This window comes from Methylibium sp. (assembly GCF_013817365.1).
Classification (GTDB): Bacteria; Pseudomonadota; Gammaproteobacteria; order Burkholderiales; family Burkholderiaceae_C; genus Methylibium.
Window position 1 is genome coordinate 1 of sequence record NZ_JACDCU010000242.1, and the last position, 6,290, is coordinate 6,290.

Consider the following 6,290-nt stretch of genomic DNA (forward strand, 5'->3'; position numbering starts at 1 on the left):
CGGCACCAGCGCCCTGGCCTCGAGCCACCGCGAAGCGCCCTTCCTCGCCATGAGCGGCCGCGCCGTTGACGGCACCGACCTCTACATGTTCCGCAGCTACGAGCCCGGCCGTCAGGACTACGTGACCGTAATCGCCGACTACATCCCCTTCCATGATCCGCAGGGCGGGCCCAACTTCTATCAGTTCGACCCGGACGCGGTGTACGAGATCCACTTCGACAACAACGGCGACGCCAAGGAAGACCTGACCTTCCAGTTCCGTTTCGACAGCACCTCCAAGTCGAAGACACTCTCGGTCGGCGGCAAGCAGATCAAGATTCCAGTCATCAACTCGGGGCCGATCGACGGCGTCAACCCGGCCACGCTCAACTTGCGCGAAACCTACAGCATCGACGTGGTGCGCGGCGACCGCCGGTCCGGCCAGCGCGGCAAAGTCACCAAGGCTGGCGGCGGCGAGGTGTTCGACAAGCCGGTCGACAACATCGGCACCAAGAGCTTTCCCGGCGGCTACGAGGCCTACGCCAAGCTGCACATGTACGACGTCGCCATCCCCGGCTGCGGCAACGGCCGCGTGTTCGTCGGCCAGCGCGAGGAGCCCTTCTACATCGCGGTGGGCAAGATCTTCGACCTCATCAACCTCGACCCGCTGGGCCCAGTGGGCGGCAATTCGAACGACCTCGAGTTCAAGAACATCAGCTCGGTGGTGATGGAGTTGCCCATCGCTTGCGTGGCCTCCGCCGGCGATCCCGTGGTCGGTGCCTACACCACCTCCAGCCTTCGCCAGGGCCGGCTGCTCAATCCCTCGCCGCCTTCGCGCATCGGCGCGGCGGCCATCTACGCCGGCCCGCTGGCGCAGGTCTCGCGGCTGGGCATGCCGCTGGTCAACGAAGTGATCATCGGCCTGGAAGACAAGGACCGCTTCAACGCCTCCAAGCCGATGGACGACACCGCCTTCCTGGACTACGTGACGAACCCGGCGCTGCCGGCCTTCATCGAATCGCTGTTCCCGGTTCAGGCTCCCACCAACTTCCCCAGGACCGACCTCGTCGCGGCCTTCCTGACCGGGCTGGAAGGCGTCAACCAGCCGCAGAACGTGGTGCCTTCCGAGATGTTGCGGCTCAACACCTCGATCGCGCCGACGGCCATCGCAGGGCAGAACCCGCTGGGCGTGGCGGGCGGCGACAACGCGGGCTTCCCGAACGGGCGCCGGCCGGGTGACGACGTTGTCGACGTGTCGCTGCGCGTGGCCATGGGCGCGCTGTGCGTGCTGAGCGGCGCCGGAGACACGCTCAACGTCGGCTGCACGCCGGCGGATGCACCTGCGGGCGGGCTGGCCTTTACCGACGGCGTGCGCCGCACGGCCGCAGAGTTCCCGAACGCGTTCCCCTACCTGAACACGCCGATCCCCGGCTCGTTCAACGATTGAAGGGGGACGCCATGACTCAGCACTCTCACAACCGACCGGCCGGCTGGACGGCCGCCACGCTGCTCGCCGCCACCGTCGCCCTCTCCGCCTGCGGCGGCGGGGGCGGGGGCAGCAGCGGCGGCAATGGCGGTGGCACCGCCGGGCCTTCGCAGCCCGGTGCCACCGTGCCCGACAGCGCCATGTCCTCGACTGCCAACCTGCTGCGCTTCATGAGGTCGTGGGCGGTGGACGACACCATCGAGCCCTACGCCCTCAGCGACCAGCCGCCGCCCCGCGACGAGGGCGATGCGGTGTCGGTCAACTGAAGCCTGCTTTCGACGCACGCGACATCACCGTTCAAGAACAAGGAGCTTTCATGAAATTCAAACCCCTGGCGCTGGCTGCAACGCTCGCACTGTCATCGTCGCTCGCGTTCGGCGACGACCTCACGCAAACGCTGGTGCTCACGCCCGACAACGGGTCGTTCTCTGCGGGCCTGACGGCCACTCACGTGGAGAGCAGCTTCTTCGTCGACACGTTCAGTTTCGAGCTGCCCGCGATGCAGACGGGCACGGTGACGGCGGAGTTCTTCTCCACCGATGCCAATCTCGATCTGCTCTTCGGCTTCTTGGAAGGAGAGGGCTACTTCTTCACGGGCTCTCCGGGCGGGCAGACGGCTTCGGTCACGGTCCCCAGCCTCAGCGGGCTGCAAACCGTGAGCGTGTCCGGCACGGCGGGCGATCCGTTCGCCGGGTCGACCTCGCTTTCGGCCAGCTACACCGGCAACATCACCTTCACGCCGGATACGGTGGGGGTGATCCCCGAACCCGCGACGTATGCGCTGATGCTGGCCGGCCTGGGCTTGGTCGGCTTCATGGCGCGCCGCCGCGGCAGGGCCTGAAGACTCCCGTCTGAAGAACGCTCAGCGAGCCTGCGGCTCGCTGAGCGGCGCTTCTTCAGCGCCGTCTCTGACCAGAGGGGCGAAGTCGGTCACGTCGGGCAAATCGGCCCGCCAGCGGACGAGCCGGTTGCGTCCGCCGCGCTTGGCGGCGTATAGCGCCATGTCGGCACGGCGCAGCAGCGTTTCGTGCGGGCCGCTTTCCAGATCGGCCACGCCGATCGACACCGTTACCGTGTCGAGTGCACGCTCGTCGTGCGTCAGGCGCAAGGCGGCAATTTGCTCACGCAGGTGCTCGAGCCGGGCACTGCTTTCCTCCAGCCGAGCATTCGGCAACAGCACCGTCAGCTCCTCGCCACCGACACGGCAGGCCGTGTCGTAGGAGCGCACGAAGCCGAGCAGTTCGTGCGCCACCGCCTTGATGACCTCGTCGCCGGCCTCGTGACCGAAGGTGTCGTTGAAGGTCTTGAAGTGGTCGATGTCGAACAGGGCCAGCACCAAGTTGCCCCCGGACCGTTCGGCACGGCTGATTTCCAGCGCCATCACCTGGTCGAAGTGGCGGCGGTTGAAGAGCCCCGTCATCGCGTCGCGCACCGCCTGCTCGCGCAGCGACACGCGCAGGTCGAGGTTGACGAGCGACAACTCGAGCGCGTGGGAAAGCGTCTCGCCGGCCCAGGTTGCCGTGGCCAGGGCGTCTTCGTCGAGCGGCGCATGGGTCACCAGATGCAGCAGCACCGGCGGCTGCGACGGCGCCATCAGCGGCACGCAGATCGCATGCGTCATTCCAGGCGGAAGTTGCGAGCCGCTGCCGAAGTGGCCGCACACGGGGCTGAGTCGTCGGGTCGCGCCGTCGGCGCCGGTCACGTGCACGCGGTTGCGGCGCACCGCCCAGCAGTCGGCCGCCTTGCCGCGCTCGGTCTCGAAGAACTCGCCCCAGCGCGCCGCGATGCCGGCGCTGCCGTCCTCGTCGGCCACGCAGATCGCGCCGTCCCAGCGCGGGAAGAGGGCCGGGCCACCTTGCGCGATCACGTCCAGGCCCTGGCCGCGTGTCTCGCACTGCTGCAGCAGTTCGGTGAGCTGTTGCAGGCTTTCCATGAAACGCTGGCCGGCGCTCATGGTCCTGACGAGATTTTGCAGGTCATCGCTGCGCGCCTCAGGTTGCGGCTCGGCCGCCGCATCGCGCCGCTCGTGCAGCGGTGACGAGTAACCGAGGGCCACACGCTGGCGCTGGGCCGCAGGGTCCACGCGCAGCTGGAGCAGGCGCCGCTCGCCGCTGCCGTCGGCCACCCGCAACTCGCAGGCCTGCACGTGGCCCGGCTCAGCTTCGGCCCGGGCGACGCAGGCCGCCAGTGCCGCGTGGTCCTCGACGTCTATCCACGTCAGCAGCGTTTCGTCGGCCATGCTGCCGTGCGCAGCAGGCGCAACCGTGCCATCGCCGAACGCCGGCGCCGGCGGCAGGGCGTTCGAGGGGCCCGCGTGCAACTGCGACTGCGTTCGCGCCTGCGAACCCATCGCCAGATCCGTTCGCAAACGATAAGGCGGCTTGAGCTCGAAACCAAAGCGGCGCACCGGGCCACTGGCAAAGAGCGCGTGCTCGTTGCGCAACGCCTGCTCGGCGTGCCGCAGGGCCTGCTCGGCGCTGTCGCGCGCCGCGTTCAGGGCGCGCTCGCGAGCCGCCTGCGCATGGCTCGCGGCCAGCGCCCGCTCGGCTTCCACCCGCTCGAGGCGCTGGGCCAGCTCCACATTGGCGCGTCGCAACACGAGCAGTTCGGCGTGCCGGCGCTGCCGCCGCCTGCGCAGGCGCAGGACGCCGAGCACCAGCAGCGCCAGCAGCAGTGCCAGGCCGGCACCCACGCCCCATGACACGGCGTTGCTGTCGCCTGGAAGCGGTGCAGCGCAAACGCGGTCGACTGCGCCGCCAAACGCCAACCCCGCTACGAGCCGCGGGCATCGCCTGGGAAGGCGCAGGGCTTGCTCCAGCCGGCCAGAGACCGGCCCAGCCGCTGTGAGCGGGCATCCGGGTGTCGCTGGCCACTGCGCCTCTTCGGAACTCCGCACGCCGTCCCTTGAATTCAATCGCGTCATGAGGCAATCGGTGTACCACGCCAGCGGGAGCGTTCGCGAGCGGCACGACGGGGCGAATGCAGCGAGCCGGACACCGAGCGCGAGGCGCGCGAAGATGCGTGCCTGCGGGCAACCCGAGCCCTGGCGCCGAACGCCCTGCCCTCGACGAACCGAAAGACCTGCCATGACCTCTGCGCTTCCTGCCCGAACCGAGCGCGACAGCCTGGGCGAAGTGAGCGTTCCTGCCGATGCGCTCTACGGCGCGCAAACCCAGCGCGCCATCGACAACTTCCACCTCAGCGGCGAGCCGATGCCGCGGCGCCTGATCGCCGCGCTGCTCCTCGTGAAGGCCGCGGCGGCGAGCGCCAACCTCCAGTGCAACAGCATGGAGCCCGCGCTCACCGAGGCCATCGAGCAGTCCTGCGAGCAGTTGCTGGCCGGGGGCGACGAACAAGCGGACCTGATGACGCACTTTCCGATCGACGTGTTCCAGACCGGCTCGGGCACCAGCTCCAACATGAATGCCAACGAGGTCGTCGCCACCCTGGCGGCACGCCGCCTGGGCAAGCCGGTGAGCGCGAACGACGACGTCAATCGCGCGCAAAGCAGCAACGACGCCATTCCCTCGGCGATCCACATCGCCGCCGCGCTGGCGCTCGTGCACGAGTTGCTGCCGGCGCTCGACCATCTGCGCGCGGTGCTGCGCGAACGCGCGCCGGGTCTGCGAAAACACGTGAAGACCGGCCGCACCCACCTGATGGACGCCATGCCGGTGCGCCTGGACCAGGTCCTCGGCGGCTGGGCCAGCCAGATCGAGGCCGACATCGCCCGGCTGCGCGAGCAACTGCCCGCGCTGCTGCGGCTGGCGCAGGGCGGCACGGCGGTCGGCACCGGCGTGAACGCACCCCCCGAATTCGCGGCCCTGTTCTGCGCGGCGCTGAACGCACGCACCGGCCTGGCCTTCGAGCCCGCGCCCGACTTCTTCGCCGCGATGGGCGCACAGGACACGGCCGCATCTCTCTCGGGCCAGCTCAAGACCTGCGCGGTCAGCCTGATGAAGATCGCCAACGACCTGCGCTGGATGAACTCGGGCCCGCTCGCCGGCTTGGGCGAGATCGAACTGCCGGCGCTGCAGCCGGGCTCGTCGATCATGCCGGGCAAGGTCAACCCGGTCATCCCCGAAGCCGTGGCGATGATCTCGGCGCAGGTCATCGGCAACGACACCACCGTCACCATCGCTGCGCAGTCGGGCAACTTCGAGCTCAACACCATGCTGCCGGTGATCGCACGCAACCTGCTGGAAAGCATCGTGCTGCTGGCCAACGGCAGCCGCGCGCTGGCCGACAAGGCGATCGCCGGCTTTCGCGTGAACGAAGCGCGGCTGCAGGAGAGCCTGGCGCGCAACCCGGTGCTAGTGACGGCGCTCAACCCGATCGTCGGCTACGCCAAGGCGGCCGAGATCGCCAAGACCGCCTACCGCGAAGGCCGGCCCGTCCTCGACGTGGCCGACGAGCTTACCGACCTCGGCCGCGAGCGGCTGGCCGGGCTGCTCGATCCACGCGCACTCACGGGCGACGCCTGAGACCGACTTGCGTTCGATCGGCCAATGCACTGGGCTTCTGTGGTCGGCCTTTGCTGACTTCGGCCCGCGGTGGTATTGCGTTGCGGGGGTTGCGGGCGTTGGGCGTGGGCAAAGCCGCGGGCGGGCGGCGGGCTTCGCTTCGGTGCGGCGGTCGGCCCTGCGGGCCGACTGCGCTGCGCTGCTCGGTCTCGTGGCTGCGTCGCGGAACTCGCTTCGTTCGCTGCGCTCACTGCGCTCAGACAGCCGCGACGAGTCAGTTGACGAAGCGCGCTGCGCGCGCGGCCACGAGCCCTGCGCTGCTCGCCGCCGCACAGGCGCTGCGCCCGCCGCCCGCCCGCGGC

Annotated in this window: 5 protein-coding genes; 4 read left to right on the forward strand and 1 reads right to left on the reverse strand. The window is 69.3% G+C overall.

Features of this window, described 5'->3' with window-relative positions:
• The 3 genes from H0W38_RS14340 to H0W38_RS14350 form a co-directional block, all read left to right on the forward strand.
• Positions 1-1,426 (forward strand): DUF4331 domain-containing protein (locus H0W38_RS14340; RefSeq protein ID WP_367162133.1); only part of this gene is annotated, 1,426 nt, incomplete at its 5' end.
• An 11-nt stretch (positions 1,427-1,437) separates the two neighbouring features.
• Positions 1,438-1,731, forward strand: coding sequence for a hypothetical protein (locus tag H0W38_RS14345; RefSeq protein ID WP_292455210.1), 294 nt, complete (start codon positions 1,438-1,440; stop codon positions 1,729-1,731).
• Between the two features lie 50 nt (positions 1,732-1,781).
• Entirely contained in the window at positions 1,782-2,306 is a 525-nt protein-coding gene (locus H0W38_RS14350; protein WP_292455213.1) for an FxDxF family PEP-CTERM protein, read from the forward strand.
• Between the two features lie 21 nt (positions 2,307-2,327).
• Here the strand turns inward: H0W38_RS14350 and H0W38_RS14355 are convergent, their stop codons facing one another.
• Complete coding sequence (locus H0W38_RS14355; protein ID WP_292455216.1) at positions 2,328-4,169, reverse strand: GGDEF domain-containing protein; 1,842 nt, start codon at positions 4,167-4,169, stop codon at positions 2,328-2,330.
• Positions 4,170-4,551: 382 nt separating this feature from the next.
• Between H0W38_RS14355 and H0W38_RS14360 the strand changes: the two genes are divergently transcribed.
• The gene (locus H0W38_RS14360; protein WP_292455218.1) at positions 4,552-5,949 is read left to right on the forward strand and encodes a lyase family protein; all 1,398 of its coding nucleotides are present in this window, start codon (positions 4,552-4,554) and stop codon (positions 5,947-5,949) included.
• Positions 5,950-6,290: the final 341 nt, after the last annotated feature.

Coding starts and splice junctions, on each gene's coding strand:
- H0W38_RS14345 (WP_292455210.1), top strand. CDS start 1,438: ATGACTCAGCACTCTCACAACCGACCGGCCGGCTGGACGGCCGCCACG.
- H0W38_RS14350 (WP_292455213.1), top strand. CDS start 1,782: ATGAAATTCAAACCCCTGGCGCTGGCTGCAACGCTCGCACTGTCATCG.
- H0W38_RS14360 (WP_292455218.1), top strand. CDS start 4,552: ATGACCTCTGCGCTTCCTGCCCGAACCGAGCGCGACAGCCTGGGCGAA.